The following is a 26,953-nucleotide window of genomic DNA, read 5'->3' as shown; positions in this document are numbered from 1 at the left end:
GGTGCCCGCGTCGTGTCGACCCTGCAATCACGCGTGTCGACCCTCTGATCACGCGTGTCGGCTCCCGGATCACGGGTGATGCCTCGACCGAGTGGAATCCCGCTCGATTCCGGTCAAGCGGCCGATAAGGTCTCCCGATGGACGACGATGTCGACAGAGTCGTGCTCCGGCCCGTGGCCGAGGACGATCTCGAGCTGCTCGACCAGCTGACCAACGATCCCGTCGCGGCCGGGGAGCACCAGTGGTTCGGGTGGCACGATCCCGGCTACCTGCGCCGCCGGTGGCACGAGACGGGCATGCTCACCACCGACTCCGGCATGCTCGTGCCGACGCTCGGCGGGCGCGTCCTCGGCCTGGTCTCCTGGCACCGCAGCCGCACCGGGCCGACGTCCTTCTGCTGGAACATGGGCCTCGTCCTGGCGCCCGAAGCCCGCGGCCACGGTTACGGCACCGAGGCCCAGCGCCTGCTCGTCGAATACCTCTTCGCGCACACCCAGCTCCACCGGGTCGAAGCGACGACCGAGATCGACAACCGCGCCGAACAGCGCTCGCTCGAGAAGGCCGGCTTCACCCGCGAAGGAGTCCTTCGCGGCTACGCCTTCCGGGACGGCGAGTGGCGCGACAGCGTCGTCTACTCGGTCGTGCGCTCCGACTTCGACAAGAACTAGGCGATCACCCCACCCGACCGCAGGACGTCGAGGTCCGTGACGCCCAGTTCGGCGAGCACGGCCTCGGTGTCGGATCCCTTGGCACGCGGTGCTTCCGGCGTCGACGGCGGTGTCCGGTCGAACCGCGGCGCCGGCGCCGGCTGGACCGTGCCGCCGATGTCGACGAACGTTCCGCGCGCCGCGTTGTGCGGGTGCGAAGCGGCTTCGAACGGCGAGAGCACCGGCGTCAGGCAGGCGTCGGTGCCTTCGGCGCGGGCGACGAGGTCGTCGCGGGTGTGCTTGGCGATCGCGCCCGCCACGATCTCGCGCAGCCGGGGCCACTGCGTCTTGTCGACGTGCAGCGGCAGCTCCGCCGGGTCGAGCTCGAGGACCTTCACCAGGTCGCCCCAGAACCGCATCTCGATCGCGCCGACGGCGACGTACTTGCCGTCCGCGGTCTCGTAGGTGTCGTAGAACGGGGCGCCGCCGTCCAGCATGTTCTCGCCGCGCTCCTCGGACCACAGCCCGGCCGCCTTGATGCCGTGCAGGCTCGTGGTGAGCAGGGCCGCGCCGTCGACCATCGACGCGTCGACGACCTGCCCGCGGCCGGAGGTGTTCCGTTCGTACAACGCGGCCAGGATGCCCATGGCCAGCAGCAGCCCGCCGCCGCCGAAGTCGCCGACGAGGTTGAGCGGCGGCACCGGCCGCTCGCCCGCGCGCCCGATCGGCTCGAGCGCGCCGGCGATCCCGATGTAGTTGATGTCGTGCCCGGCGGCCGTCGCGAGCGGGCCGTCCTGGCCCCAGCCCGTCATCCGGCCGTAGACCAGCCGCGGGTTGCGGGCGTGCACGACGTCGGGGCCGAGCCCGATCCGTTCGGCGACCCCCGGGCGGAAGGGCTCGACGAGGACGTCGGCCGTGTCGCACAGCTTCAGCACCAGCTCGATGCCCTCGGGCGTCTTGGTGTTGATGCCGACCGACCGGCGGCCCCGGGCGAGCGGGTCGTCCGGGATGCCGAGCACGTCCTGCCCCGGCGTCGCGCGGTCGACGCGGACGACATCGGCGCCGAGGTCGGAGAGGATCATCGTGGCGAACGGCCCGGGCGCGAGGCCGGCGAGCTCCACCACCTTCAGGCCGCTGAGCGGACCGGCTTTCATGATCGAGGTCCTTTCAGAGCGAGCGGGAGATGATTTCCTTCATGATCTCGCTGGTGCCGCCGAAGATCCGGGAGATCCGGACGTCGGCCCAGGCGCGCGCGATCGGGTACTCGGTCATGTAGCCGTAGCCGCCGAAGAGCTGCACGCAGTCGTCGATGACCTTGTTGACGCGCTCGGTCGTCCACAGCTTCGCCATCGCCGCGCCCTGGACGTCCAGTTCACCGCGCAGGTGGCGTTCGATGCACTGGTCGAGGAAAGCGCGCGACACCGCCGCTTCGGTGGCCGCCTCGGCGAGGGTGAACTTCGTGTTCTGGAAGTTGAAGATCGGCCGGCCGAACGCCGTGCGCTCCTTGGTGTACTCGAGCGTGAGGTCGACCGCGGCCTCCAGGCCGGCCACCGCGGTGACGGCGATGATCAGCCGTTCCTGCGGCAGCTGCATCATCAGCTGGAAGAAGCCCTGGCCCTCGGCGTCGCCGAGGAGGTTGGCGGCCGGCACGCGGACGTCGTCGAAGAACAGCTCGGCGGTGTCCTGGCCCTTGAGGCCGACCTTGTCGAGGACGCGGCCGCGGCGGAAGCCCGGCGTGTCGGTTTCGACCACGATCAGCGAGACGCCCTGCGCGCCCGCGTCCGGGTCGGTCTTCACCGCGACGACGACCAGGCCGGCGTGGAACCCGTTGGTGATGAACGTCTTCGCGCCGTTGATCACGTAGTGGTCGCCGTCGCGCACCGCGCGGGTCTTGATCCCCTGCAGGTCCGAGCCGGTGCCGGGTTCGGTCATCGCGACCGCGCCGACCAGCTCGCCGCTGGCCATCTTGGGCAGCCACTCGCGCTTCTTCTCTTCCGAGGCGTAGGCGAGCAGGTAGTGCGCGACGATTCCGTTGTGGACGGTCACGCCCCACGCGCTGTCGCCGGCGCGGGCCTGCTCCTCGTAGAGCACGGCTTCGTGGGCGAACGTGCCGCCGCCTCCGCCGTACTCCTCGGGGATGGACAGGCAGAGCAGGCCGACCTCGCCGGCCTTGGTCCAGAACTCGCGGTCGACCTTCTTGTCGGCGGCCCAGCGTTCCTGGTGCGGGACGGCCTCCTTCTGCAGGAACGACCGCGACAGCTCGCGGAGGTCTTCGAGCTCGGTCGTGCTCCAGGAGCTCTTCGGGAGTTGCAGCGGCACGGGACCCTCCTGCTGGAAAACATGACGAACAGCATGTAAGTTCTCTTCGGAATGTACATCCGTACCGGCCTGTAGGTAAAGCAGGGAGGCCGAAGTGACGTCGACGGCGCACCGGACCCAGGCGCAGCGGCGCGAGCAGACCCGCACGGCGTTGCTCGACGCCACCATCGACTGCCTGGTGGACCTCGGTTACGCGCGCACCTCGGTGCAGGAGATCTGCGCCCGCGCCGGCGTGTCGAAGGGCGCGGTGCAGCACCACTTCACCGCGAAGGCCGAGCTGATGGCGGCCGCGGTCGAGCACCTGACGACGAAGCTGCGGCGCCAGCTCGCCGCGTCGCTGGACGAGCTGCCCAGCGGCGGCACCGGCGTCGCCGCGGCGATCGACCTGCTGTGGACCGGCTACTCCGGCACGCTCTCGACCGCCGTCACCGAGCTGTGGGTCGCCGCGCGCACCGACCCCGAGCTGCGCGCGGCCATCCGCCCGGTCGACCGCGCGCTCGGCCGGGCCACGCTCGAGCACGTCACCCAGGTCGCGGGCGAGCTCCCGCCCGAACGCGCCGAGATGCTGTTCTGGCTCACCGTGAACCTGACCCGCGGGCTGGCGCTGGACGCCGAGCTCGGCGGTGACCCGAACCGGCGCCGGCAGCTGCTGGAGGAGTGGAAGCGGATCGCGGTCCTGCTCTACCAGGACGCAGCCGCTGCGCCAAGCTGACCAGCGGCCCCCGCAAGGGCTGGAATACCCCTTATCCGCCCGGCGGATTCGTGGTCCAATCCCCCGAAAGAGGGGAGCCCCGATGACCGCCGCTCCGTACCAGAATCCCTACGGCCCTCCCCCGGCGCGGCCGCCGGCGGACCCGGGCGCGTTGTTCCGGTTGCTCGCCGCGATCCTCGGTGTCCTCGCCGCGGTGCTCGTGCTGGCGGGCTCGTTCCTGCCGCAGACGTCGTTCGAGCAGGTCGTGAGCGGCAAGACCGAGAGCAAGCAGACGATCAGCGCCTGGTCGCGCTCGTTCGACGTCGATCCCGGGCCCGAAGCCCGCGCGTTCTACGACAAGACTCACGTCGCGCGGTACGGCATCCCGCTCGCCGCCGCCTCGGTGGTGCTGCTGGCCGGGGCCGGGCTGGCGTTCGCCGGCGCGCGTCGCTCGGCCGGCGCCGGAGTGCGCTCGGGTGCGCGGACGGCACTCGTCGCCGGGGCGGCCGGGGCGGCCGCGGCGGTGTGGATGCTCGGCATGGACGTCTCGGCGACGCTGAGCTACGAGTCCGAGGACGGGACGATCAAGTCGCACTACGCGACCGGCCTGGGCTTCTGGCTGCTGCTCGGCGGCGGGGCCGTCGCCGTGCTGGCCCTGCTGTTCGCGGTGCTGTCCGGGCGGCGGGCGCCCACCGCGGCGCCGGCCGGGCCGCCGGGGCCCTACCAGCAGCAGTCGCGGCCGTACCCGGTGCCACCGCAGCAGTTCCCGCCGGGCGGGTACCCGGGCGGGTCGCAGTTCCCGACGCCGCCACGGGGTGGGCCGGCTTACCGCGCGCCGCAGTCACAGCCGTTCCCCGCGCAGCCGCAGTCACAACCGTTTCCCGCGCAGCCCCAACCCCAGCCGGCCGGCGAGCCGCAGCCGCTCGCGAGCCGGCCCTACGGTGACGCGCCCGCGCCGGAGGAAGAGCCGGCGCCCGGCACGTTGTCGTCCCGGCTCGAAGACCCGTACGGCGGCGCGACCCAGGCCCACCCGCCGCCGAAGCAGGAGCCGACCGAGCCGACCTACCAGCTCCCGCCGCTGAACCCACCCAATACGTGAAACTTATTCATATCAGGCTGGACATCTGACGTACCGACGGTATGGTGTACTCGTCGGTAACCCCTGCGCGGACTCCGCGGAACGGAGACGTCATGACCAGCACGACCCCCGCGAACGCGGTCGAAGCCACGCCCCTCCCGCCGACTGTCGGCGGTGTGGCCGGGGCGCCCGGCTCGGCGCGGGCGGCCGAGCTCGTCGCCCGGGTGGCCGGCGGCGCGGACTCGGCGCCGATCCGGATGCACGCGCCCTTCACCGGGCAGCCGATCGCGACCCTGCCCCAGGCCACCGACGCCGACGTCCGCGCGGTGTTCGGCAGCGCCCGCACCGCCCAGCGCGCCTGGGCGGAACGGTCGCCCGCCGAGCGCGCCCGCGTCCTCACCCGCCTGCACGACCTCGTGCTGGCCCGCCAGGACGAGGTGCTCGACCTGGTCCAGGTCGAGGCCGGCAAAGCGCGGCTCGACGCGTTCGACGAGGTCAGCGCGACCGCGCTGGTCGCGGCCTACTACGGCAAACACGCCGCGAAGATCCTCGCCCCGCGCCGCGTCGCCGGCGTCATCCCCGGGCTGACCCGCGCCGGCGAGATCCGGCACCCCAAGGGCGTCGTCGGGATCATCTCGCCGTGGAACTACCCCCTCGCGCTCACCGCGATGGACGTCTTCCCGGCGCTGGCCGCCGGCAACGCCGTGGTGCAGAAGCCCGACAACCAGACCGCCCTTTCGGCGCTGTGGCTGCACGAGCTCGCCGAGGAGGCCGGGCTGCCGGCCGGGACCTGGCAGATCGTGCTGGGCCGCGGCTCGAAGATCGGCAATGCGCTGGTCGAGGAGTCCGACTACCTCTGCTTCACCGGCTCCACGCCGACCGGCAAGGAGCTGGCCGGGCAGGTGGCGAAGCGGCTGACGTCGTACTCGCTGGAGCTGGGCGGCAAGAACCCGATGATCGTGCTGCCCGACGCCGACATCGCGAAGGCCGCGACCGGCGCGGTGACCGCGTGCTTCTCGTCGGCGGGCCAGCTGTGCGTGTCGGTCGAACGGATCTACGTCCACGAGGACATCCGCGAGGAGTTCACCCGGGCGTTCGTCGCCCGCACCGCCGCGGTGAAGCTCGGCGGCGCGCTGGACTACCAGGCCCAGATGGGCTCGCTGACGTCGCGGGACCAGCTCGCGACGGTGTCCGCGCACGTCGAGGACGCCCGCGCGAAGGGCGCGTCGGTGCTCACCGGCGGCCGCGCGCGGCCCGACCTCGGCCCGCTGTTCTACGAGCCGACCGTGCTTTCCGGCGTCACGCCCGAGATGACGCCGTTCGCGGAGGAGACGTTCGGGCCGGTGGTCTCGATCTACGGCTACACCGACGTCACCGAAGCGATCGACCGCGCCAACGACACGCCGTTCGGGCTCAACGCCAGCGTCTGGTCGCGCAACGGCCACGCGGGCTGGGAAGTCGCGGCACGCCTCAAGGCCGGGACGGTCAACGTCAACGAGGGCTACGCGGCGACGTTCGGCAGCGTCGGCGTCCCGATGGGCGGCATGAAAGACTCGGGCGTCGGCCGCCGCAACGGCGCCGAAGGCCTCCTGAAGTACACGGAGTCCCAGTCGATCGCCCTCCAGCGCGGCCTGGCCCTCCGCCCACCCCGCCGAGTCCCGGGTTCGGTGTGGTCCCGCGGCATGACATTCGGCCTCAAAGCCCTCCGCCGCCTCCCTCGCTGACCCGTAACTCGCGTGATCCGGGCCGGAACTCGCGTGATTGGAGCCGTGACGGCTCCAATCACGCGAGTTCCGGCTCAATCACACGAGTCACGGCTTCGATCACGCGGTGGGGGCGGTGAGGAGGCCTCGGTCGTAGGCGATGGCCACTGCTTCCGCGCGGCGGCTCGCGCCCAGTTTGGCCATCACGCGGGACAAGTGGACGCTCACCGTTTTTTCGCTGATGTACAGCTCTTCGCCGACCTGGCGGTTCGTGCGGCCCAGCGCGACGCGCTCCAGGACGTCTCGCTCACGGTCGGTCAGCGGGTCCGCCACCGTACGGGCCGGGGCCGCCGGCTCGACGCCGTCGAGCTCGACGCGCGCGCGGTGCGCCAGGTCGCGGACGGCGTCGCGCAGCGGGATCGCGCCCAGGCGGACCGCGACCGCGTGCGCCGCCTCGAGCGCGGTGGCCGCGGAAGCGTCGGCGGCCAGCAGTGCTTCGGCTTCGTGCCAGCGGCAGATCGCCTGCTCGTACACGGCGCCGTAGCCGAACGCCTCGGCCGCGGCCGCCCACTTCGCCGCGTCGCCCCGGCCGGACAGGCAGGACGCCGCGGCTTCCAGCCGCGCCAGCCACGCCCGGCCCTCCGGCCCGAGCGTCCCCGACCGCGGCTGCCCGACGACCGAGCACATCCGGCCGTGGGCCAGCAGCCGCTCCCCCGCCGCCACCGCGGCGCCGACGGCGGTCTGGTCGCCGTGGACCCGGGCGTCGGCGGCCAGCGCCGCCGCGGCGGACACGCCCAGCGTGGCCACCCGGATGCCGGCCAGCAGGCCGGGTTCGATCCGCTCCAGCCAGCCGACGAGGTCTTCCGCGCGGCGCACCGCTTCGGCGTGCTCGCCCCGCCAGTACGCCGCCTGGATCCCGGCGTCCCCGATGGACAGCGGGATCTGCATGTCCGCCGTCCAGTGCTGCCGCAGCCCGGAAACCAGCTTCGCGGCTTCGTCGAACCGGCCGCGCGCGACGACGAACAACGACCAGATGCCCAGGATCCGCGCGGCGACCGCACTCGACACCCCGCGCCCGGCGCGGCTGGCGCTCTCGTCCGGCCAGTCGCCGATCAGGTACCGCAGCATCAGCTGCCGCGCCCGCAGCTCGATCCCGAACGAGCTCCAGCTCAGCCCGGTCTCCTCGGCGCGGGCGACGCCGCTCGTCACGTGCTCCAGCGCCTCGGCGAACTCGCCCTCGTCGTCGTGGCTCAGCGCCAGGAAGTACGTCGCGCGGATCTCGGTGTTCGGCCCGCCGGCCTCGCGCGCCTTCCGCTGGGCCTTGCGCAGCCAGTCGCGCGCCTCGGCCGGGTGCCCCGCGGAGTCGGCCAGCGTGCCCAGGGTGACCAGCGCCGACGCCTCCGCGTTCGCCGCGCCGACGGCCTGCGCGTCGGAAACCGCCGTGCGCGCGCTTTCCAGCGCCGCCTCCGGCTGGTCGATCAGCCGCAGGAACCCGGCCCGGCTCGCCAGCACCCAGGCACGGGTGCCGCTCGGTTCGGTGTCCTTCACCAGGTCCCAGGCCCGGTCGATGGCCGCGGTCGCCTCGTCGAGCGTGCCTTCGAGGGCGAGCAGCGCTTCGGCCAGCCGGCGCCACGTCTTCGCGGCGCGGTCGCTCGACGTCTCCGGCGTCAGCGCCTGCGTGGCCGACCGGGCGAACGCCGCCGCGCGCTCGGGCTCGCCGGACGTGCCCGCGAAGTAGGACGCCTCGTGCAGCAGCCGCAGCTCGTCGAAGCCCTCGGGCCGGTCCGCCGGCGCGACGGCGTCCCAAATGGACAGTGCCTGCTCGACGTGCCCGAGCGCCGAACCGGGCGCGCCGAGCTTCTCGGCTTCGTCCATCGCGCGCAGGAACGCCGGCAGCGCGGTGACCAGGTCGCTGCTCTGCATCGAGTGGTAGGCCAGCTTCGCGTCGTGCCCGCGGCCCTGCGGCCGCGCCTTGATCCGGGCCGCGTACGCCGCGTGCGTGCGCGACCGCTCCCCGGGCAGCAGGTCGCCGTACACCGCTTCCTGCAGCAACGCGTGCCGGAACGTGTAGGAGCCGTCCGAGAGCACCACGAGCACGTGGTGCTGGACGGCCTCGCGCAGTGCTTCGTCGAGTTCGAGCTCGCCCAGCCCGGAGACGTCCGCGAGCGCGGCGTGCATCACCGGCTCGTTGGCCACCGACAGCACGCGGACCACCCGGCGGGCGTCCGGCGACAGGCGCTCGAGCCGGGACAGCAGCACCTCGGCGAGCCCGGCGGGCAGGTCGTTGCACTCGGTCTTGGTGGCGAGCAGCTCCTCGGCGAAGAACGGGTTGCCCTGCGACCGGTCGACGATGTCGGCCACGACGTCCGCCGGCATCGGCTGGTCGGCCAGCGCCGCGACGAACTTGCGGGCGTCGGCGGCGCCGAAGGGGTGGAGGTCGACGCGCTCGACCGTGGCGAGCCGGACCAGCTCCGAGAGCAGGCCGCGCAGCGGGTGGCGCCGGTGGACGTCTTCCTCGCGGTAGCTCCCGACGACCAGCAGCCGCTGCGCCCGCAGCCGGCTGAGCAGGAAGGAGAGCAGGTTCCGGGTCGAGGCGTCGGCCCAGTGCAGGTCCTCCAGCAGCAACACCACCGGCCGCGACTCGGCGACCTCGGTCAGCACCCCCAGTACCGCGTCGAACAACTGCAGCTGACCGAGGTCCTGCTCGGGTCGCGGCCGGACCATCGTCTCCCGGTCGTGGGAGGTCATCGGCGGGTGTTCGGCCGCGCGCGGCTCCTCGAACCCCTGCCCCTGCGGCAGCAGCCGGCCGAGCGCGGGCCGCGCCCGCACGGCGGCGGCGACCGCCGGATCCGAGGCGCTCCCCAGCGGGGCCAGCGCCTCGGCGAACGGAAGATAAGGAAGACCACCCTCGCGGACGTCGATGCAGCGGCCGGTGAGCACCAGCCCACCGCACGCCTCGACGTGCTCACCGAGTGCGGTCAGCAGCCGGGTCTTGCCGACCCCGGCGTCCCCCGAGAGCAGCACCGCGCCGGCTTCGCCACGTTCAGCCCTGGCGAAGGCAGCGCGGAGCCGCCGCATCTCGTGGGTACGGGCGACGAGCGGGATTCCGGAGCCGAGTCGGGGCACAAGGTGCATTGTTGCCTACCCCACCGACAGTTTCCGACCGCTTATCGCCTTCGACACCATCTCGCCGCCCCTTACCGGGCGGTCTCACCGACGCTCGCGGTCTCCCGCGAGGCTTCCCGGCGCTCCTGCGCCGGTACGGTGACGTCGGCCCGAGCGGCCCGCACGTGGCGGACGGCGCCGCGGGCGCGGGCGGCCCAGGCGCTGCGCCCGGCCTTCCGCAGTTCTTCGGCCCGGTAGGCCGCTTCGGCCCGGACCGCGTCCAGCAGCAGATCGCTGTGCATCGTGTTCCCCTTGTTCCCGAGTTCTCCGGTTTGGTAGCACTCAGGTTCGTCCTGAGGGCAGGCCTCAGGCATCGGGTGATCACGCAGCTCTGGACGCGAAAGACCCCTTACTCCCGGTCGAGCCCAGCTCGGCGGGGGTAAGGGGTCTTCGAATGGCGCCTTGTTCCTGATAGCTCAGTCGCGCGCCGGGCCGCCGGTCCGCACCGCGGCCAGCAGCCCCTGCCAACCCGACGCGGGCAGGCGGAACGCACCCCCTTCGGGGTCCTTCGAGTCGCGCACCGCGGCGCCGCCGGCGACGAAGGCGACCTCGACGCAGTCGTTGCCGCCACCGCTGTGGCTGCTCTTGCGCCACCGCGCCCCGGACAGTTCTGCTTCCATCGTCCCCACTCCTTACTGTGTCCTCGGTTCCAGATGGTGCACTGGAGCCGGCACGGCCGCCTGTTCGGCGAACCGTCCGGCCGCCTCGGCGATCAGCTCCACCGAGTCGTCCGGTTTCAGTGCGGCCGCGCGCAGATGGTCGAACATCAGCCCGTAGCGCCGGACGTCTGTGGGTTCCTCCAGGTACAGGCCGCTCGACGTGCTGTCGTCGACGTAGACGACGTCCGGGTCGGCCTGCTCGGGGAAGCCCATGATCAGGAACGGGCCCTCCATGCCGGGGTGGGCGCCGGCCCCGAACGGCACGACCTGGATGGTCACGTTCGGTTTCTCGGCGACCGCGACCATGCGGTAGAGCTGCTCGGCCATCACCTCGGGGCCGTCGACGACGCGCCGCAGCACGGCTTCGTCCATCACCGCCCAGTACTCCGGCGGCGGGTTGTCGGACAGCAGCTCCTGGCGGGCCATCCGGGCCGCGACGCGGCGGCGGATCTCGGCGTCCTCGGCGTCCGGCCGCAGCGCCCGGATCACGGCGCGGGCGTACCGCTCGGTCTGCAGCAGCCCGGGCACCAGCAGCGCCTGGAACGCGCGCAGCGAGCTGGCGTCGGCCTCCAGCCCGACGAACGTGCCGGTGAAGACCTCGTTGTAGGCGTGCCACCAGCCGCGCTTGCGGGCCTCCCTGGCCAGCTGGACGAGCGCCTCCTGCTCGTCGCCGGTGATGCCGTAGAGGGCCAGCATGTCCCGCGCGTCACGCGGGGTCACCCCGACGTGGCCGGTCTCGATGCGGCTGATCTTCGAGGCCGAGCACTCGAGCTTTTCGCCCACCTCGTCGATCGTGAGGTCCGCGGCTTCGCGCAGCCGGCGCAGCTCGCCCGCGAGCCTCCGGCGGCGAACCGTGGGGCTCTGTCCCCTTGCCATCGCGCACCTCCGGATGTCGACGGCGTCGTAGCCGTTCGCTTGCTCCCAGTATCTAACAGGGGCGTTCGAGTAATCGCACGGTACCTATTACCGCCACGCCGTCCGCGGCGTATCTGCAATTTGCAGAATGCTTCTGTATGCTCGCACCCTGCGCTGCGGCAGGACGCGGCAAGGGCGGGCGGGGCTTCGGCCTCCCGCGTCGCCGGAGGCCTGTGAGCAGGGTAATCGATGACCCGGCGGTGCGCCGCGCGGTCATCGGGAGAAGAGGTCCGGGGCCGCCCCCCGATCGGTCCCGGCCCTCTTCCGCCGACCTGATGCCCTATTGGCAGATTGATTATTCGGCCCATTCGTCGCCCGTAAGGGTGATTTCGGGCGAACTTTTCAGAGCACCCGCAGGAGTCCTTCTTGGACGACCGTGGCGATCAGCGTGCCGTCCTCGCCGAAGAACCGGCCCGTGGCGAGCCCACGCGCCCCGGAGGCGGTCGGGGACGCGCTGTCGTAGAGGAACCACTCGTCGGCCCGGAACGGCCGGTGGAACCAGAGCGCGTGGTCGAGGCTCGCGCCGAGCACCTTGTCGGTGTCCCAGTAGACGCCGTGGCGCGCGAGCACCGAGTCCAGCAGCGTCATGTCCGAGGCGTAGGTCAGCACGCAGACGTGCAGCAGCTGCTGGTCCGGCAGCTTCCCGTCAGCGCGCATCCACACCTGGTTGCGCGCCGGCCGCTCCCCCGTCTCGCGGGTGACCCACGGCGGCTCGTTGACGTAGCGCACGTCGATCGGCCGCGGCCGGCTGTGCGCGCCGATCGCGTAGCCCTCGGCGCGCTCCATCAGCGTCGGCAGCGTGTCCGGCGCCGGGACGCCCTCGGGCATCTCTTCGGCGTGCTCGATGCCCGGCTCGTCCTTCTGGAACGACGCCGAGAGCGAGAAGATCGCCTTGCCGTGCTGGATCGCGATCACCCGGCGGGTGGTGAACGAACGGCCGTCGCGGATCCGGTCGACCTCGTAGATGATCGGCACGCTCGGGTCGCCGCCGCGGATGAAGTACGCGTGCAGCGAGTGGACCCGGCGTTCGTCGGGGACCGTGCGGCCGGCCGCGACCAGCGCCTGGCCCGCGACCTGCCCGCCGAACACCCGCACCGGCGAGTGGGCGGGCGAGACGCCGCGGAAGATGTTCTCCTCGATCTTCTCGAGGTCCAGCAGCGCGATCAGGCGGTCGAGCACGGGCTGGCCGCCACCGGGGATCTCCAGTTCGGTGGCGGCCGTCCTGGCCATTTCAGTCATGGCCAGACCCTATGCGCTGCGGGGGCGGGACGTCCCTTATGCGTGGTCGTCTTCACCGAGGCGGTGCACGTGGATGAGGTTGGTCGAGCCCACGGTGCCCGGCGGGGAGCCGGCCACGATGACCACCAGGTCGCCCTTCTGGTACTTGCCCATCTCGAGCATCGCGTGGTCGACCTGCTGGATCATCTGGTCGGTCGAGTCGACGCGCGGCACGATGTGGGTGTTGGTGCCCCACGTCATCGACAGCTGGCTGCGCACGCAGTCTTCCGGCGTGAACGCCAGCAGCGGCAGCCGCGTGTGCAGCCGCGCCAGGCGGCGCACCGTGTCGCCGGACTGCGTGAAAGCGACCAGGGCCTTGGCGTTGAGGCGCTCGCCGATGTCGCGGGCGGCGTAGGAGATCACGCCGCGCTTGGTGCGCGGGACGTGCGTCAGCGGCGGGACGACCGGCGAGTCGGTCTCGACCGCCTCGACGATCCGGGCCATGGTCTGCACGGTCTCGATCGGGTACCGGCCGACGCTGGTCTCGCCGGACAGCATGACCGCGTCGGTGCCGTCGAGCACCGCGTTCGCGACGTCGGAGGCCTCGGCGCGGGTCGGCCGGGAGTTGTTGATCATCGACTCGAGCATCTGCGTCGCGACGATGACCGGCTTCGCGTTCTCGCGGCAGATCTGGATGGCGCGCTTCTGCACCAGCGGGACCTGCTCGAGCGGCAGCTCGACGCCCAGGTCGCCGCGGGCGACCATCACCGCGTCGAAGGCCAGCACGATGGCTTCGAGGTTGTAAACGGCTTCGGGCTTCTCGATCTTGGCGACGACCGGCAGGCGCCCCTTGCCGACGCGGTCCATCACCTGGTGGACCAGGTCGATGTCGGCCGGCGAACGGACGAAGGACAGGGCGACGAAGTCCACGCCCAGCTCGAGGGCGAACTCGAGGTCCTCGATGTCCTTCTCGGACAGCGCCGGCACGGAGACGTCCATGCCGGGCAGCGAGACGCCCTTGTTGTTGCTGACGGGACCGCCCTCGGTCACCTCGCAGACCACGTCCTGACCCTCGACGCCCTTGACCACCAGGCCGACCTTGCCGTCGTCGACGAGCAGGCGGTCACCGGGCTTGGCGTCCCGGGCGAGGCCCTTGTAGGTCGTCGAGACCCGGTCGTGGGTGCCCGCGACGTCCTCGACGGTGATCCGGACGACGTCGCCGTTGTGCCACTCGACCGGGCCACCGGCGAACGTGCCGAGGCGGATCTTCGGGCCCTGCAGGTCGGCGAGGACGCCGACCGCCCGCCCGCTCTCCGCGGCGGCGGTCCGGATGAGGTCGTAGACCTCCTTGTGGTCGCCGTGGCTGCCGTGGCTGAAGTTCATCCTGGCCACGTCCATGCCTGCGTCGACGAGGGCCCGCATCTTCTCCGGCGTAGCGGTGGCGGGGCCCATGGTACAAACGATCTTCGCGCGTCGGCTCACGTTCGCACAGCGTAGTCCCTTGCCGGGCGTTCGTCTGTACCGATCCCGAAAAGTTCAGAAAAACTGTTCAGAAACCTGTCCTGTCCAGCTGGTCACCGCCGGGGCAGCTCGCTGGGCCCGACGCGGTCGCGCGCCCACTCGTTGAACTCGCGCACCTGCCGCCACGCCTTCTTCACCCGATCGAGCGCGCCTCGTTCGTGCAGGACGTCGTCCGGCTCCCAGACCCGCACCGCGTACACCGAGCGGTAACGCAGCAGGTCGAGGCGGGGGTGGTCGGCGTCGAAGCCGCGCGGCTTCGACTTGAGGCGGTCGCCGCGGACCTCCCAGCCGGTCTTCTCGAGCTTCTTGAGGATCTTCTCGAGCGCTTCGCCGTGCAGCTCGGTGTCGACGGCCTTGCGGAACCGCGCGATCTGGTCGGAGGCCAGGTAGAAACAGCCGCCGCCGACGCGCAGGCCCTCCGGGCCCACCTCGACGTAGTACGCGCCGCCCCCGCGGCCCTGCTCGATCACGCCGCCGCAGTGGGTCTTGTACGGCGTCTTGTCCTTGGCGAACCGGACGTCCCGGTAGGGGCGGAACACCTTGGGGTCGCCGAAGCCGTCGGAGAACTCCGGCGCCAGCTCCGCGAGCAACGCCTCCATCGGGGCTCGGACGTCGGCCTTGTAGGTCTCGACGTGGTCGTCCCAGTAGGGCTTCGAGTTGTCCTCCACGAGGCCGTCGAAGAAGTCGACGGCGTACTCGCCGAATCCGCTGAACTTCACGGGGTGGACCCTAATCGCGCGCACCGACGAGAAATGTCGGTGCCCCGGCGTAGCGTGCCGGGGCATGACGCACGAGGAGTACTTCGCGGCGCTCGCCGAGCCACGGCAGGGCGAGCTGCGGGCGCTGCACGCGCTGATCCGCGAGGCGGCGCCGGACCTGGCGCCGACGATGGTGTCCGGCCTGCCCGGCTACGGCCACTACCGCTACCGGTACGCCTCGGGCCGGGAAGGTGAGGCCGCGACCGTGTCGCTGGCGAGCCGCAAGAACGGCATCTCGCTGTACGTCTCGTGCGTGGCCGGCGACCGGTACCTGCCGGAGCTGTTCGCCGACCGGCTGCCCGGGGCGTCGGTCGGCCGGAGCTGCGTCCGGTTCAAGCGGCTGTCCGATGTGGACATCGGGGTGCTCCGCGAGCTGCTGCGCGCCGCGGCGGAAACCCCGCCCGCGGGAGTGGTGTGAAACCCGGTGCGGCCGGCACGCCGCGCGCGGCCGGCCGCACCGGGAGTCCTACTTGGCCACGGCGGTGATCAGCTCGCCGTCGGTCGTGTCACCGGACAGCTCCCAGAACATGGCGCCGCCGAGACCCTGCTGCTTCGCGTAGCCGACCTTGCCCCCGATGGTCGAGGGGGTGTCGTAGCTCCACCAGTTGCTGCCGCACTTCGCGTACGCCGTCCCGGCGACCGTGCCGGTCGAGGGGCAGGACGTCTTGAGCACCTTGTAGTCCTCGATGCCCTGCTCGTACTTGCCCGGCGCCGGGCCGGTCGCGGTGCCGCCGGGGGCGTCCTGCGTGACGCCGGTCCAGCCGCGGCCGTAGAAGCCGATGCCCAGCAGCAGCTTGTTCGACGGCACGCCCTTGCCCTTGAGCTTCTGGATCGCGGCGTCGGAGTAGAAGCCCGGGGTCGGGATGCCGCTGAAGTTCGTCAGCGGCGAGTGCGGGGCCGTCGGGCCCTGCGCGGCCCAGGCGCCGAAGTAGTCGTAGGTCATCACGTTGTACCAGTCGACGTACTGGGCGGCGCCGGCGTAGTCGGCGGCGTCGATCTTGCCGCCGTCGGTGCCGTCGGCGGTGATCGCCGAGGTGACCAGCTGGGAGCCGAACTTGGCCCGCAGGGCGCCCATCAGGTTCTTGTAGGCCGCCGCGCCGCTGGTGTCACAGCTCAGGCCGCACGCGTTGGGGTACTCCCAGTCGATGTCGATGCCGTCGAAGACGCCGGCCCAGCGCGGGTCGTTGACGAGGTTGTAGCAGGAGTCCGCGAACGCGGCGGGGTTCTGCGCGGCCTGGCCGAAACCACCCGACCAGGTCCAGCCGCCGAACGACCAGATCACCTTGAGCCCGGGGTGCTTCGCCTTGAGCTTCTTGAGCTGGTTGAAGCTGCCGGCGAGGGGCTGGTCCCAGGTGTCGGCGACGCCGTCGACGCTGCCCGCGGCGTCGTAGGTCTTCTGGTAGTCGGCGTAGGCGTCGCCGATCGCGCAGCCGCCGTTCGTGACGTTGCCGAACGCGTAGTTGATGTGGGTCAGCTTGCTCGCGGAACCGGACGTCTCGATGTTCTTGACGTGGTAGTTGCGGTCGTAGACCCCCCATTCGGTGAAGTAGCCGACGACCTTGCCGACGGAGGCCTGGGTCGCGGCGGGCGCGGCGGTGGCGGCCGGGGCCGCGGCGGCGCCCGCCACCAGGCCCGCGGCGGCCGCCACGGTCAGCAGCGCCGAGAAGCTCTTCCTGCGAAAACGGGACACGCCTTCTCCCTCCGGAGAATTACTCACGGCCTCGTTGCCGGAGTGGTGGGGACCACACCACCGTAAGTGGACTAGACCATTAGGTCAATGGTTCAGACCAAGTGGCCGCGCGCATGCCTTGACAGGAATATGCCGCGCGGAGCACATTTCAGGGGTGATGCAGACGTTCGAGGTGCTGGCCGAGCCGCGCCGCCGCACGATCCTGGACCTCCTGCGCGACGGCGAGCGGTCGGTGGGCGAGCTGGTCGACGAGCTCGCCCTGAGCCAGCCCGCGGTGTCCAAGCACCTGCGGGTGCTGCGGGAGGCGGGCCTGGTGACGGTCCGGGTGGCGGCCCAGCGCCGCTGCTACGCGCTGCGGCCGGCGCCGCTGGCCGAAGTGGACGCCTGGCTGGCGCCGTACCGCGCCTTCTGGTCGGACCGGCTCGACGCGCTGGAGCGCAGGCTGGACGAAACGTCCTAGTCCGCCGGCTCGAACTCGATCCCGGCGGCGGCCGCGCGGCGCTCGCCCCACTCGTACAGCGCCGTCAGCGCCGGGCGGAGCTCCTCCCCCACGTCGGTGAGGTGGTACTCGACGTGCGGGACGCGGCCGTCGAGCTCCACGCGGCGGACGATCCCGTCCGCGGCCAGCTCGCGCAGCTGCTGGGTCAGCATCTTCTCGCTCACCCCCGGCATCCGGCGCCGCAGCTCGCCGTAGCGGTGCGCGCCCTCCTTCAGGTGCGCCAGGATCACCGGCTTCCACTTGCCGCCGATCAGGTCGACCGCCAGCTCGACCGCGCAGTGGTACCGCTTCATCCTGATCTCCCTACGCACCGGAAAGTACGTGGTTGCCCGGCCGGCGCACCCCTGGTTGCCTGATCCGGTGATCGTGCCAGAACAGACCACCCCCACCCTCTACGACTGGGCCGGCGGCCACGAAGCGCTCGTGAAGCTGCTGACGATCTTCTACGGCCACGTCCTCGAAGACCCGCTGCTCGAACCCGTCTTCCGCGGCATGGACCCGGAGCACCCGAAGCACGTCGCGGTGTGGCTCGGCGAGGTCTTCGGCGGCCCGGCCGAGTACTCCGCGAGCCACGGCGGCCACGCCCACATGGTCGGGCGCCACCTCGGGCGTGGCATCACCGAAGCGCAGCGCCGCCGCTGGGTGACCCTGCTGCTCGACGCCGCCGACGAGGCCGACCTGCCCGCCGACCCCGAGTTCCGCGCCGCGTTCGCCGGCTACCTCGAGTGGGGCAGCCGCCTCGCCGTCCTCTTCTCCGCATCCGGCGCGGAGCCGAACCCGCACGAACCGGTGCCGCACTGGGACTGGCCGATGCCGCCCTGGCAGCCACCCGCGTCCTAGCCGCATAGTGAGGGCAGCCGGAAGGAGGCTGCCCGTGATCAGGCTGGACGGCCGGACCCTGCGCTGCGCCGACGTCGTGACCGCGGCGCGCACCGAAGGGCCGCTGGGCATCGACGTCTCGATCGCCGCGATGCGGGCCGCCGAGCACGCGTGGAAGCTCGCCGACGAGCTGAGCACGCGGCGGCGGGTCTACGGCCGGACCACCGGCGTCGGGGCCAACAAGGACGACACCGTCGAGAGCTCGACCGAGCACGGGCTGCGGCTGCTGCGCAGCCACGCGGGCGGCAGCGGCGAGGAGATGCCGCCCGCCCAGGTGCGCGCGATGATGCTGATCCGGCTCAACCAGCTGCTGGCCGGGCGGTCCGGGATCAGCCCGGAGCTGATCGCCACCCTCGCCGACGCCGTCCGCGCCGGCGCGCGGCCGCTGGTGCACCGGCTGGGCGCGATCGGCACCGGCGACCTCGCGCCGCTGGCCGAGACCGCGCTGGCGCTCACCGGCGAACGGCCGTGGGTCACCGGGGACGTGCCGCCGGTGCCGGTACGCGCGGGTGACGCGCTGGCGTTCATGAGCAGCAACGCCGCCACCCTCGCCGAAGCGACCCTCGCCGCGATGCGCCTGGACACGCTGACCCGGGCGAGCCACGCCGTCGCGGCGCTGACGTACGTCGCCCTCGACGGCAACCCCGAGGCGTACGCGACGCCGGTGCACGAAGCGCGTCCCCACGCCGGGCAGGTCGCGTGCGCCGCGGAAATGCGGCGGCTGCTGGGCATGCACCAGACGCCGAAGCCGGGCCGGCGCATCCAGGACCCGTTCGGGCTGCGCGCGTTCCCGCAGGTCCAGGGCCCGGCGCTGGACGCGATCCACTACCTGCGCGACGTCCTCGCCGTGGAAATCAACGCCAGCACGGAAAACCCGATGATCTCGACCGTCCATGGCGACGCCTACCACCACGCGCACTTCCACACCGCGTACGTGTCGACGGCGCTGGACCAGGCGCGGGCGACCGTGCACCAGGTGGCGGAGCTGTCGGTGGCGCGGCTCGGCGACCTGGTGGAGCCCGAGTTCACCGGGCTGCGGCCGTTCCTCGCGGCGGGCCCGGCGGGCAGCTCGGGCGTGATGATCCTGGAGTACGTCGCGCACGACGCGCTCACGGAGCTGCGGCAGGCGGCGCTCCCGGCGACCCTCGGCACGGCCGTCGTCTCCCGCGGGATCGAGGACCACGCGAGCTTCTCGACGCAGGCGGCGCGGGCGGCGACCGCGGCTTGCCAGGCCTACCAGCAGGTCCTGGCCTGCGAGCTGGTCGCGGCCGTGCGGGCGCTGAGGATGCGCGAAGCGGATCTGGTGGACCTGCCGGTGCGGGACGCGTTCGAAGCGGCGTCGGAGGTGCTGGACACGAGCGTCGACGACCGCCCGCTCACCGACGACATCGCCGCCGCGGTCGGCGTCCTGGACGCACTGGCCCGGATCTGACGCCGACCGCGGTGGCGGGGAAAACTCAGCCGAAGAAGACTTCGGCTTCCTGGTAGCGCTCGGCCGGGACCGTCTTCAGCTCGGCCGTCGCCTCGGACAGCTTCACGCGGACGATGTCGGTGCCCTTCAGCGCCACCATCACGCCGAAGTCGCCGTCGGCCACCGCGTCCACCGCGTGCAGACCGAAGCGGGTCGCCAGGACGCGGTCGTACGCCGTCGGGGTGCCGCCGCGCTGGACGTGGCCCAGGACCACCGCGCGGGACTCCTTGCCGGTGCGGTGGGCGATCTCGTCGGCCAGCCAGGTGCCGATGCCGCCGAGGCGGACGTGCCCGAAGGCGTCCTTCTCGCCGGTGAGCAGCCGCTCCTCGCCGCCCTCGGGCAGCGCGCCCTCGGCGACGACGATGATCGGCGCGTACTCCTTCTCGAAGCGGCTCTCGACGTAGGAGACGACCTGGTCGACGTTGAAGTGCTTCTCCGGCACCAGGATCACGCTCGCGCCGCCGGCCAGGCCGGAGTGCAGCGCGATCCAGCCGGCGTGCCGGCCCATGACCTCGACGACCAGCGCGCGGTGGTGCGACTCGGCCGTGGTGTGCAGCCGGTCGATCGCCTCGGTCGCGATGGAGACCGCGGTGTCGAAGCCGAAGGTGTAGTCGGTGGCGCCCAGGTCGTTGTCGATCGTCTTGGGCACGCCCACGACGCCGATGCCGTCGTCGGTCAGCCGCTTCGCGACGCCGAGGGTGTCCTCGCCGCCGATCGCGATCAGCGCGTCGACGCCCTGGTCGGCCAGCACCTGCTTGATCTTCTCGACGCCGCCGTCGACCTTGTACGGATTGGTGCGCGACGAGCGCAGGATGGTGCCGCCGCGGGTCAGGATGTCCTCGACGTCCTTGAGGCCGAGCGGGCGGCTGTCGCCGGTGAGCGGGCCGTTCCAGCCGTTGCGGAAGCCCACGAAGTCCCAGCCGTGCACCTCGATGCCCTTACGCACCACGCCGCGGATGACCGCGTTGAGCCCCGGGCAGTCGCCGCCGCCGGTCAGCACACCGACACGCATGAGAAGCCTCCGTCTGTTCTCTGGAGATGGCAGTCACAGTTCGTCGGTCGCCAGCGTAGCGGCTCGCGTCTTGATCGGTGCAGCCCGTACCACCTGCCGAATCGGTCCGCGTTCGAGGTGTGCTACGTTGACCGCATGCAGCGCTATTTCTGGTTTACGAAGCCGGCCCCGGGTGGGCACGGCGGCGTGAACCTGCGCTGACCACCACCCCGAGCCGGATCTCCGAACCGGCTCGGCGACTTCCCGCGGGTCGGTGTCCACCAGGAAGGACCACCCGCGATGACCCTCTCAGCCGGACCCGCCGCCATCGGTGACCTCGACGCCGCGCGCACGACGTCGATCAGTCCGCTCATTTCGCCCGCCCTGCTGCGGGAAGACCATCCGGTCGACGCCGCCGTCGCCAAAGTCGTGCGGCAGGGCCGTGCCGAGACGGTCGACATCCTCGACGGCCGGGACGACCGGCTGCTCGTGGTCGTCGGCCCGTGCTCGGTGCACGACACCGACGCCGCGCTCGACTACGCCGCCCGGCTGGCCGCGAAGGCCGACGCACTGCGCGACGACCTGCACATCGTGATGCGCGTGTACTTCGAGAAGCCGCGCACCACGCTGGGCTGGAAGGGCCTGATCAACGACCCGGACCTCGACGGCACGTTCGCCGTCAACAAGGGCCTGCGGATGGCGCGCAAGCTGCTGCTCGACGTCTCCGCGCTCGGCCTCCCGGTCGGCTGCGAGTTCCTGGACCCGATCACGCCGCAGTTCATCGCGGACATCGTCACGTGGGGTTCGATCGGCGCGCGGACCGCGGCGAGCCAGGTGCACCGCCAGCTGTGCAGCGCCCTGTCGATGCCGGTGGGCATCAAGAACTCGACCGAGGGCGACGTCCAGGTGGCGGTGGACGCGACCCGCGCGGCCGCGGCGAGCCACGTGTTCCCGGGCATCAACACCGACGGCCTGGCGGCCCTGCTGACGACGGCGGGCAACCCGGACTGCCACGTGATCCTGCGCGGCCACAACGGCGGCCCGAACTACGACGCCTCGACGGTGGCGGACACCTTGGCGCGGCTGGCGAAGTCGGGCCTGCCGGAGCGGGTCATCATCGACGCTTCGCACGGCAACAGCGGCAAGGACCACGTGCGGCAGGCTTCGGTCGTCCGTGAACTGGCTGAGCGGATCGGTTCCGGCGAGCGCATCACCGGGCTGATGATGGAGAGCTTCCTGGCGGCGGGGCGGCAGGACCTCGATCTGGGCCACTCGGAGAAGCTGACCTACGGCCAGTCGATCACCGACGCCTGCTTGGCGTGGGACGACACCGCGCCGCTGCTGGACGAGCTGGCCGCGGCGGTGCGAGCGCGCCGCTGACCTGGGGTTTGTGGCCGGTCGGGGCGCCCACGTCCCGACCGGTCGCCCCGACCGTCACGACCTGCGCCGGAGGAATGCCCGGATGACCTCCGCGAAGTCCCGGAGCCCCTCAGCGCTGCCGGTCTTCCGGACGATATACACGCACACAGCCATGGCTGCGATGAAGCAAAAAGCAAAGGTGACGCCAACGGTCGTCAGGGAGCTCCCCAGCATGAGGCGCGACTCCTCGTCAGTACGCTGCAAGCGCCCTCGCGGCGCTCGCGTATAGCCCGAGCGGTGCTGGTCAAGACGGCTCCTCGTTGACCTGTCCGGGTCTGGTGCGTTGCTGACAACCGGAAGCGTACATGCGGCGCCGGCGAACGGCCGGGACGACACGGCGCCGCTGCGGTCTGGCGGTCCCCGATTTCACGTTACCGGGGACCCCCGACAATTCCGGCCGGGGTCGCCGCCGAGCCCGACCGATGCGGCCGCCCCTTGTGCGGGTCGGCCACACGACAGACCTGAGAGCCGGAGCCGCCGGATCAGCAGCCGTGCCGGGGCGGACCCGGCCGCACGACAGGTCGAAGCGCGGCGAGCCGTCCGAGGCGGCCACCGCGCGGTCAGCGGCGGTGGAAGTACTCCTCGATGATCTCCCAGCGCGCGAGGTTGTGCTTCGCGTCCGCGAGGGCGTCGTGCTGGTCGGTCGGCGCCGACGGCAGCTTCGGCTTGCCCGCGTCCTCCCAGCGCTGGCGCAGGTCGCGGGTGAAGCGCGGCAGCTGCCGCGGCAGGGCCGGCATCGGGCCCCACAGCTGGGCGAGCGCGACGTGGTCGTACGCGGCGAACCACGCCCACAGCTCGATGCCGCCCGGCGGCTTGCCGAAGAACTCCAGCAGGTCGGCGCGGATCTTCTCGCGGCTGCGCCACGCCTTGTCGGCCGGTGAGGGCAGCTTGTCCAGAACGTTGTCCCGCACCCACTGACCCGCGCGGGCGGGGTCGAACTCGGTCGAGACCGCGTAGAACTCGCGGCCCCGTTCGTCAACGACACCGATGGACACCAGATCGATGGTCACGCCGTCTTCGATGAATTCGGTGTCGTAGAAAAAACGCACTGGTGAACAGTAGTGGGTCAGCCGACCTTGCTCTCGGGCACCCGGGCCGCGTCCGAAGCGGTCGGCTGAGCCGGCACCTTCGGCTTCACGCCCGAAGCCTCGGCGGCCAGCAGTTCCTTGGCCTTGGCCGCGTAGATGTCGACGTACTCCTGGCCGGAGAGCTCCATCAGCGCGTACATGATCTCGTCGGTGATGGACCGCTCGATGAACCGGTCACCCGCCAGCCCTTCGTACCGCGAGAAGTCCAGCGGCTTGCCGAAGCGGACCTCGAGGCGGCGCGGCCACCACATCTTGGAGCCGATGGGGTTGACCTTGTCGGTGCCGATCATCGCCACCGGGACGACGACGCCGCCGGACTCCAGCGCGATCCGGGCGACGCCGGTCTTGCCCTTGTAGAGGCGGCCGTCCGGGGAGCGGGTGCCCTCGGGGTAGATGCCGAGCAGGTGACCGGCCTTGACCAGGCGCGTCGCGGTGTCGAGCGCGGCCTGGGCGGCGTTGCCGCCGGAGCGGTCGATCGGGAACTGGCCGACGCCGGTGAAGAACCACTTCTTGAGCAGGCCCTTGAAGCCCGGTTCGGTGAAGTACTCGGACTTCGCCGGGAAGGTGACCTTGCGCTTGACCCGCAGCGGCATGAAGAACGAGTCGGCGACCGCCAGGTGGTTGCCGGCCAGGATCGCCCCGCCGCTCTCCGGGATGTTCTCCGCGCCGACGACCTTGGTCGGCCACAGCGTCTTGAGCAGCGGTCCGATGAATACCCACTTCATGAGCCAGTACAGCACCGGTGCCTCAGTCCTCCATCGCAGCTCAGCCCCATTCACCCGCGCCGGACAGCCTACGAACCCGGGTGGCCGCCGCACAACGGAGACCACCCGGTTACCACGCGGGCGCGATCGATCTCACAGGTAATTCCGGGACCGGGGACTGCCCCACAAGCCCCGCCGGGCGTGAGAGCATGGACGGATCCACCGCTCACACGGAAGGCGATCGCATGGGCGTGCTCGCCGGCGCGGAACCGTTCGGCCACACCGGTTCGGCCGAAACCGGGTTCCTGCTCTGCCACGGGTTCACCGGCACCCCGGCGAGCATGCGGGCCTGGGGTGATCACCTGGCCGGCGCCGGGTTCACGGTGCGCTGCCCGCTGCTGCCCGGCCACGGCACCCGCTGGCAGGACCTCAACCGCACGTCGTGGGAAGACTGGTACGGCGCCGTCCGCGAAGCGCTGCTCGCGCTGCTCTCGACGTGCAAGACGGTGTTCGTCGGCGGCCTCTCGATGGGCGGCACGCTGACCCTGCGCCTGGCCGAGGAGTTCGGCGACCGGATCGCCGGGATCGTCCTGGTCAACCCGTCGGTGACGCGGCTGAAGTGGGACACGAAGCTGCTGCCGGTGCTGGGGAAGATCGTGCCGTCGGTGCCGGCGATCGCGAACGACATCAAGAAGCCGGGCGAGACCGAGCTGGCCTACCCGCGCACGCCGGTGCGGGCCGCCGCGAGCCTTGCGAAGCTGTGGACGGTCGTGCGCGCGGACCTGGCGAAAGTGACCCAGCCGGTGCTGCTGCTGCACTCGTCGGTCGACCACGTCGTCGAGCCGGAGAACTCCCGGCTCGTGCTCGACGGGATTTCGAGCGCCGACGTCACCGAGGTCGTGCTCGAGAACAGCTACCACGTCGCGACGCAGGACAACGACGCCGAGGTCATCTTCACGCGTAGCGTCGAGTTCGCGAAGGCGCACGCCGCCCAGCCGGAGGAGACCGCATGAGCCGGGGGAAGGACGGGCCGGAGGACGTCGACGCGACGTTCGCCGAAATCGTCGCCGACCTGCGGGCCGACGGCTTCGGGCTGCCCGAAGCCGACACAGCGGACACCGCCGACACCACCGGGACGGCGGTGAGCACCGAGGGCGAGTCCCGCAAGACGCCGGACCGGCCGGCCGAGCCGCCCGCCGCGGACAACCCGCCCGAACCCGGCTGGCGCTCCGGGGGCACGTCGTGGGACGCGACGATGTTCTCCGACGACCCGGCCGGCGACGACGAGCACTACATCCCGCCGGAGCCGCCGCCGTTGCCGCGGCCGAAGATGGGCGCGTTCCTCATCCTGCTGCTGTTCCTGGCCGGGTTGTTCCTGCTGATCCTGCCCGGCGCGATCGGCGTGGGCCCGACGGTGGCGACACCGCTGGGCATCCTCGCGCTCGCGACGTCGATCGCGCTGCTGCTGCTCCGCGTGCGCCAGGGGCCGCCGCCCGGCGCCGACCCCAGCAACGGCGCCCAGGTCTGAACCAGGCGCGATGAACATCGAGTTCAGCCCTTCGCGGCGATCGACCGTCGGCGCGGAGTGGGAGCTCGGCCTGGTCGACCGCCGCAGCGGCGAGCTGTCCTCGGTCGCCGAGCGGATCCTCGAGGCGGTGCGCCCGGACGGCGCGGCCGAGCACCCGAAGATCAAGCAGGAGCTGCTGCTCAACACCATCGAGGTCATCACCGGCGTCTGCGACACGATCGCCGAGGCCAAGGCCGACCTGGCCGGATCGCTCGACGTGCTGCACGGCGTCGCGGACCCGCTCGGCGTCGAGATGTTCTCGGCCGGCACGCACCCGTTTTCGAACTGGTACCAGCAGAAGGTCACCGACAAGGAGCGCTACGCGAAGCTGATCGACCGGACGCAGTGGTGGGGCCGGCAGATGCTGATCTACGGCGTGCACGTCCACGTCGGGGTCGACCACCGCGACAAGGTCCTGCCGATCCTCGACGCGCTGCTGAACTACGCGCCGCACCTGCAGGCGCTCTCGGCGTCTTCGCCGTACTGGGGCGCCGAGGACACCGGGTACGCGTCGAACCGGGCGCTGATGTTCCAGCAGCTGCCGACGGCCGGGCTGCCGTTCCAGTTCCGGAAGTGGGCCGAGCTGGAGAGCTACACCGAGGACATGTTCACCACCGGCGTGATCGACCACTTTTCGGAGATCCGCTGGGACATCCGGCCGGCCCCGCACCTGGGCACGATCGAGATGCGCGTCTGCGACGGGCTGCCGACGCTGGAGGAGGTCGGCGCGATCGCGGCGCTGACGCAGTGCCTGGTCGACGACTTCAGCGAGCGCCTCGACGACGGCGAGATCCTCCCGACGCTGCCGCCGTGGCACGTCCAGGAGAACAAGTGGCGCGCGGCCCGCTACGGCACCGACGCGATCATCATCCTGGACGCGGCCGGGCGCGAAAGGCTGGTCACCGACGACGTCGCCGACCTGCTGGACCGGCTGGAGCCGGTGGCGCGGCGGCTGGACTGCGTGGCCGAGCTGCGCGACGTCGAGACGATCCTGGAGTACGGGCCGAGCTACCGGCGGCAGCGCGCGGTCGCCGAGTCGCACAAGGGCAGCCTCAAGGCGGTCATGGCGTCGCTGGTCGCCGAGATGCGCGACGGGATCGTGAAGGGCTAAAGCTCGTCGAGCTGGCTGCGCAGCGTCCCGGGGCCGAGGATCGACGCACCAAGGGCTTCGACGCGCCTTCTCAGCTCCCGATCAGCCGTCGCGACGAGGGTCTTTCCGGTCTGCTGCGCGACGACCTCGACGATCTTCGAGTCGCCGTCGGTGTCCGCGGCGACGACCTCGACGCCCTCGGTTCCGGTGACGTGCTTGGCCTTGCCCTCGACGACCAGGACGATCCGGGGCCACCAGGTGATCGCGGCGTCGCCGGGGTCGGGCACGCCGGCCTCGGCGAGCTTCGCGAGCTGGTCCCGCAGGCGCTCGGCGGCGCCGTGCCGATCCCGCCACCAGCCATCGGGCCGCGAGCCGACGACGTTGGCGGCGTCGACGACGAGGACCAGCTCCTGCCCGACGCGGTCGCGCAGGTCCGGCCAGGCGGCGGCGAAGTCGCGGTGCAGCCGGTAGGACGGCACGTCGTCGGGGTCCACCCAGCGCACCTCCGCACTTTCGGTGTTGGCGACCCGCGCCTCGGCCCCGTCGGCCAGGGCGAGGATGGTGGTGTAGCTCCACTCCCCATGGTCCACCACGGAGGCGGAGACCGCGCGGAAGGACTCGGCGGGGAGAGAGGCTTCTTCGAACGCCTCGCGCGCGGCGGCTCCTCGCGCGGTCTCGCCGGCCTCGATGGCACCACCGGGCAGCGCCCAGGTGCGGCCGTGGTGCACCCACCAGGCCCGCCGTTGCAGGAGGACCCCGCGCGCGGGGTCGACGAGCAGCAGCCCGGCGGCACCGTAGCGGCCCCAGTGCAGGTGCCCGCAGGAGCAGCGGACGAAGACACTGGCGGAGGGGACACTCACCCGGCCAGCCTGTCACACTCT

General features: G+C 71.6%; 27 protein-coding genes. 12 read left to right on the top strand and 15 right to left on the bottom strand.

The features are described 5' to 3' along the window. Positions 1-137: 137 nt before the first annotated feature. Positions 138-668: a GNAT family N-acetyltransferase gene (locus M8542_RS24065; protein WP_257922490.1), complete on the top strand. Its 531-nt coding sequence runs from the start codon at positions 138-140 to the stop codon at positions 666-668. Here M8542_RS24065 and M8542_RS24060 read toward each other — a convergent pair. Further along, positions 665-1,801 (bottom strand): CaiB/BaiF CoA transferase family protein, encoded by a 1,137-nt coding sequence (locus M8542_RS24060; protein WP_257922489.1) that lies wholly within the window; start codon positions 1,799-1,801, stop codon positions 665-667. The genes M8542_RS24065 and M8542_RS24060 overlap by 4 nt on opposite strands. Positions 1,802-1,814: 13 nt before the next feature. Beyond that, positions 1,815-2,966, bottom strand: coding sequence for an acyl-CoA dehydrogenase family protein (locus tag M8542_RS24055; RefSeq protein WP_257922488.1), 1,152 nt, complete (start codon positions 2,964-2,966; stop codon positions 1,815-1,817). A 94-nt stretch (positions 2,967-3,060) separates the two neighbouring features. On the opposite strand from M8542_RS24055, the gene M8542_RS24050 reads away from it, so the two are divergent. The 3 genes from M8542_RS24050 to M8542_RS24040 all read left to right on the top strand — a co-directional run bounded on the left by M8542_RS24050 (position 3,061) and on the right by M8542_RS24040 (position 6,459). Continuing rightward, positions 3,061-3,678: a TetR/AcrR family transcriptional regulator gene (locus tag M8542_RS24050; protein WP_257922487.1), complete on the top strand. Its 618-nt coding sequence runs from the start codon at positions 3,061-3,063 to the stop codon at positions 3,676-3,678. An 82-nt stretch (positions 3,679-3,760) separates the two neighbouring features. Further along, complete coding sequence (locus M8542_RS24045; protein ID WP_257922486.1) at positions 3,761-4,756, top strand: hypothetical protein; 996 nt, start codon at positions 3,761-3,763, stop codon at positions 4,754-4,756. Between the two features lie 92 nt (positions 4,757-4,848). After that, positions 4,849-6,459, top strand: coding sequence for a succinic semialdehyde dehydrogenase (locus M8542_RS24040; protein WP_257922485.1), 1,611 nt, complete (start codon positions 4,849-4,851; stop codon positions 6,457-6,459). A gap of 99 nt (positions 6,460-6,558) precedes the next feature. Here M8542_RS24040 and M8542_RS24035 read toward each other — a convergent pair whose 3' ends face one another. From M8542_RS24035 to M8542_RS24005, 7 genes are all read right to left on the bottom strand, one after another. Further along, positions 6,559-9,573, bottom strand: a complete 3,015-nt coding sequence (locus M8542_RS24035; protein WP_257922484.1) for a helix-turn-helix transcriptional regulator — start codon at positions 9,571-9,573, stop codon at positions 6,559-6,561. Positions 9,574-9,635: 62 nt separating this feature from the next. Next, the gene (locus M8542_RS24030; RefSeq protein WP_257922483.1) at positions 9,636-9,845 is read right to left on the bottom strand and encodes a hypothetical protein; all 210 of its coding nucleotides are present in this window, start codon (positions 9,843-9,845) and stop codon (positions 9,636-9,638) included. Positions 9,846-10,019: 174 nt separating this feature from the next. Next, positions 10,020-10,223 (bottom strand): DUF397 domain-containing protein, encoded by a 204-nt coding sequence (locus M8542_RS24025; protein ID WP_257922482.1) that lies wholly within the window; start codon positions 10,221-10,223, stop codon positions 10,020-10,022. 12 nt (positions 10,224-10,235) lie between these two features. Continuing rightward, positions 10,236-11,138 carry a helix-turn-helix domain-containing protein gene (locus tag M8542_RS24020; RefSeq protein ID WP_257922481.1) on the bottom strand — a complete coding sequence of 301 codons (903 nt, stop codon included), beginning with the start codon at positions 11,136-11,138 and terminating at the stop codon, positions 10,236-10,238. Positions 11,139-11,519: 381 nt separating this feature from the next. Continuing rightward, positions 11,520-12,416, bottom strand: coding sequence for an acyl-CoA thioesterase (locus M8542_RS24015; RefSeq protein ID WP_257922480.1), 897 nt, complete (start codon positions 12,414-12,416; stop codon positions 11,520-11,522). Positions 12,417-12,452: 36 nt separating this feature from the next. After that, positions 12,453-13,877: a pyruvate kinase gene (pyk, locus tag M8542_RS24010; protein WP_257922479.1), complete on the bottom strand. Its 1,425-nt coding sequence runs from the start codon at positions 13,875-13,877 to the stop codon at positions 12,453-12,455. Between the two features lie 92 nt (positions 13,878-13,969). Beyond that, a complete protein-coding gene (locus M8542_RS24005) occupies positions 13,970-14,635 on the bottom strand; it encodes a DUF2461 domain-containing protein (protein WP_257922478.1) in 666 nt (221 codons plus the stop codon). 64 nt (positions 14,636-14,699) lie between these two features. On the opposite strand from M8542_RS24005, the gene M8542_RS24000 reads away from it, so the two are divergent. After that, positions 14,700-15,092 (top strand): DUF1801 domain-containing protein, encoded by a 393-nt coding sequence (locus M8542_RS24000; RefSeq protein WP_257922477.1) that lies wholly within the window; start codon positions 14,700-14,702, stop codon positions 15,090-15,092. Positions 15,093-15,140: 48 nt separating this feature from the next. Here M8542_RS24000 and M8542_RS23995 read toward each other — a convergent pair whose 3' ends face one another. Continuing rightward, a complete protein-coding gene (locus tag M8542_RS23995) occupies positions 15,141-16,364 on the bottom strand; it encodes a glycoside hydrolase family 18 protein (RefSeq protein ID WP_257922476.1) in 1,224 nt (407 codons plus the stop codon). Positions 16,365-16,521: 157 nt separating this feature from the next. On the opposite strand from M8542_RS23995, the gene M8542_RS23990 reads away from it, so the two are divergent. After that, the gene (locus tag M8542_RS23990) at positions 16,522-16,824 is read left to right on the top strand and encodes an ArsR/SmtB family transcription factor (RefSeq protein WP_257922708.1); all 303 of its coding nucleotides are present in this window, start codon (positions 16,522-16,524) and stop codon (positions 16,822-16,824) included. Here the strand turns inward: M8542_RS23990 and M8542_RS23985 are convergent. Continuing rightward, entirely contained in the window at positions 16,821-17,156 is a 336-nt protein-coding gene (locus M8542_RS23985) for a winged helix-turn-helix transcriptional regulator (protein ID WP_257922475.1), read from the bottom strand. The two genes, M8542_RS23990 and M8542_RS23985, sit on opposite strands and share 4 nt — an antisense overlap. Before the next feature lie 67 nt (positions 17,157-17,223). Here M8542_RS23985 and M8542_RS23980 point away from each other — a divergent pair, with 67 nt between their 5' ends. Both M8542_RS23980 and M8542_RS23975 read left to right on the top strand, forming a co-directional pair. Beyond that, positions 17,224-17,703, top strand: coding sequence for a group II truncated hemoglobin (locus M8542_RS23980; protein ID WP_257922474.1), 480 nt, complete (start codon positions 17,224-17,226; stop codon positions 17,701-17,703). Positions 17,704-17,737: 34 nt separating this feature from the next. Further along, positions 17,738-19,174: an aromatic amino acid ammonia-lyase gene (locus tag M8542_RS23975; RefSeq protein WP_257922473.1), complete on the top strand. Its 1,437-nt coding sequence runs from the start codon at positions 17,738-17,740 to the stop codon at positions 19,172-19,174. 25 nt (positions 19,175-19,199) lie between these two features. Here the strand turns inward: M8542_RS23975 and M8542_RS23970 are convergent, their stop codons facing one another. Beyond that, positions 19,200-20,225, bottom strand: a complete 1,026-nt coding sequence (locus M8542_RS23970; protein ID WP_257922472.1) for a 6-phosphofructokinase — start codon at positions 20,223-20,225, stop codon at positions 19,200-19,202. A gap of 279 nt (positions 20,226-20,504) precedes the next feature. On the opposite strand from M8542_RS23970, the gene M8542_RS23965 reads away from it, so the two are divergent. Beyond that, positions 20,505-21,584: a 3-deoxy-7-phosphoheptulonate synthase gene (locus M8542_RS23965; protein ID WP_257922471.1), complete on the top strand. Its 1,080-nt coding sequence runs from the start codon at positions 20,505-20,507 to the stop codon at positions 21,582-21,584. Positions 21,585-22,183: 599 nt separating this feature from the next. On the opposite strand, the gene M8542_RS23960 is transcribed toward M8542_RS23965, so the two are convergent. After that, positions 22,184-22,672 (bottom strand): polyadenylate-specific 3'-exoribonuclease AS, encoded by a 489-nt coding sequence (locus tag M8542_RS23960; protein WP_257922470.1) that lies wholly within the window; start codon positions 22,670-22,672, stop codon positions 22,184-22,186. A gap of 17 nt (positions 22,673-22,689) precedes the next feature. Next, a complete protein-coding gene (locus tag M8542_RS23955) occupies positions 22,690-23,451 on the bottom strand; it encodes a lysophospholipid acyltransferase family protein (RefSeq protein ID WP_257922469.1) in 762 nt (253 codons plus the stop codon). A 209-nt stretch (positions 23,452-23,660) separates the two neighbouring features. On the opposite strand from M8542_RS23955, the gene M8542_RS23950 reads away from it, so the two are divergent. Genes M8542_RS23950 through M8542_RS23940 form a run of 3 tightly spaced genes read left to right on the top strand, consistent with a single transcriptional unit; the run spans position 23,661 to position 26,093 of the window. After that, positions 23,661-24,428, top strand: a complete 768-nt coding sequence (locus M8542_RS23950) for an alpha/beta hydrolase (RefSeq protein WP_257922468.1) — start codon at positions 23,661-23,663, stop codon at positions 24,426-24,428. After that, a complete protein-coding gene (locus M8542_RS23945) occupies positions 24,425-24,943 on the top strand; it encodes a hypothetical protein (protein WP_257922467.1) in 519 nt (172 codons plus the stop codon). Before M8542_RS23950 ends, M8542_RS23945 begins: the two co-directional genes overlap by 4 nt. A gap of 10 nt (positions 24,944-24,953) precedes the next feature. Next, on the top strand, positions 24,954-26,093 hold the full coding sequence (locus M8542_RS23940) for a glutamate--cysteine ligase (protein ID WP_257922466.1): 1,140 nt from the start codon (positions 24,954-24,956) through the stop codon (positions 26,091-26,093). Here the strand turns inward: M8542_RS23940 and M8542_RS23935 are convergent. Then, positions 26,090-26,932 carry an NUDIX domain-containing protein gene (locus tag M8542_RS23935; protein WP_257922465.1) on the bottom strand — a complete coding sequence of 281 codons (843 nt, stop codon included), beginning with the start codon at positions 26,930-26,932 and terminating at the stop codon, positions 26,090-26,092. The genes M8542_RS23940 and M8542_RS23935 overlap by 4 nt on opposite strands. Positions 26,933-26,953: the final 21 nt, after the last annotated feature.

Source organism: Amycolatopsis iheyensis (assembly GCF_024703995.1).
In the GTDB taxonomy this organism is placed as follows: domain Bacteria; phylum Actinomycetota; class Actinomycetes; order Mycobacteriales; family Pseudonocardiaceae; genus Amycolatopsis; species Amycolatopsis iheyensis.
Note: the sequence above shows the minus strand (reverse complement) of the source record. Positions and strands in the feature narration are given on the sequence as shown.

What these genes read in the sequence shown, in the direction of transcription:
- M8542_RS24065 (WP_257922490.1), top strand. Translation starts at nt 138, where the DNA reads ATGGACGACGATGTCGACAGAGTCGTGCTCCGGCCCGTGGCCGAGGAC.
- M8542_RS24060 (WP_257922489.1), bottom strand. Translation starts at nt 1,801, where the DNA reads ATGAAAGCCGGTCCGCTCAGCGGCCTGAAGGTGGTGGAGCTCGCCGGC.
- M8542_RS24045 (WP_257922486.1), top strand. Translation starts at nt 3,761, where the DNA reads ATGACCGCCGCTCCGTACCAGAATCCCTACGGCCCTCCCCCGGCGCGG.
- M8542_RS24040 (WP_257922485.1), top strand. Translation starts at nt 4,849, where the DNA reads ATGACCAGCACGACCCCCGCGAACGCGGTCGAAGCCACGCCCCTCCCG.
- M8542_RS24035 (WP_257922484.1), bottom strand. Translation starts at nt 9,573, where the DNA reads ATGCACCTTGTGCCCCGACTCGGCTCCGGAATCCCGCTCGTCGCCCGT.
- M8542_RS24030 (WP_257922483.1), bottom strand. Translation starts at nt 9,845, where the DNA reads ATGCACAGCGATCTGCTGCTGGACGCGGTCCGGGCCGAAGCGGCCTAC.
- M8542_RS24025 (WP_257922482.1), bottom strand. Translation starts at nt 10,223, where the DNA reads ATGGAAGCAGAACTGTCCGGGGCGCGGTGGCGCAAGAGCAGCCACAGC.
- M8542_RS24020 (WP_257922481.1), bottom strand. Translation starts at nt 11,138, where the DNA reads ATGGCAAGGGGACAGAGCCCCACGGTTCGCCGCCGGAGGCTCGCGGGC.
- M8542_RS24015 (WP_257922480.1), bottom strand. Translation starts at nt 12,416, where the DNA reads ATGACTGAAATGGCCAGGACGGCCGCCACCGAACTGGAGATCCCCGGT.
- M8542_RS24000 (WP_257922477.1), top strand. Translation starts at nt 14,700, where the DNA reads ATGACGCACGAGGAGTACTTCGCGGCGCTCGCCGAGCCACGGCAGGGC.
- M8542_RS23990 (WP_257922708.1), top strand. Translation starts at nt 16,522, where the DNA reads ATGCAGACGTTCGAGGTGCTGGCCGAGCCGCGCCGCCGCACGATCCTG.
- M8542_RS23985 (WP_257922475.1), bottom strand. Translation starts at nt 17,156, where the DNA reads ATGAAGCGGTACCACTGCGCGGTCGAGCTGGCGGTCGACCTGATCGGC.
- M8542_RS23970 (WP_257922472.1), bottom strand. Translation starts at nt 20,225, where the DNA reads ATGCGTGTCGGTGTGCTGACCGGCGGCGGCGACTGCCCGGGGCTCAAC.
- M8542_RS23965 (WP_257922471.1), top strand. Translation starts at nt 20,505, where the DNA reads ATGACCCTCTCAGCCGGACCCGCCGCCATCGGTGACCTCGACGCCGCG.
- M8542_RS23950 (WP_257922468.1), top strand. Translation starts at nt 23,661, where the DNA reads ATGGGCGTGCTCGCCGGCGCGGAACCGTTCGGCCACACCGGTTCGGCC.
- M8542_RS23945 (WP_257922467.1), top strand. Translation starts at nt 24,425, where the DNA reads ATGAGCCGGGGGAAGGACGGGCCGGAGGACGTCGACGCGACGTTCGCC.
- M8542_RS23940 (WP_257922466.1), top strand. Translation starts at nt 24,954, where the DNA reads ATGAACATCGAGTTCAGCCCTTCGCGGCGATCGACCGTCGGCGCGGAG.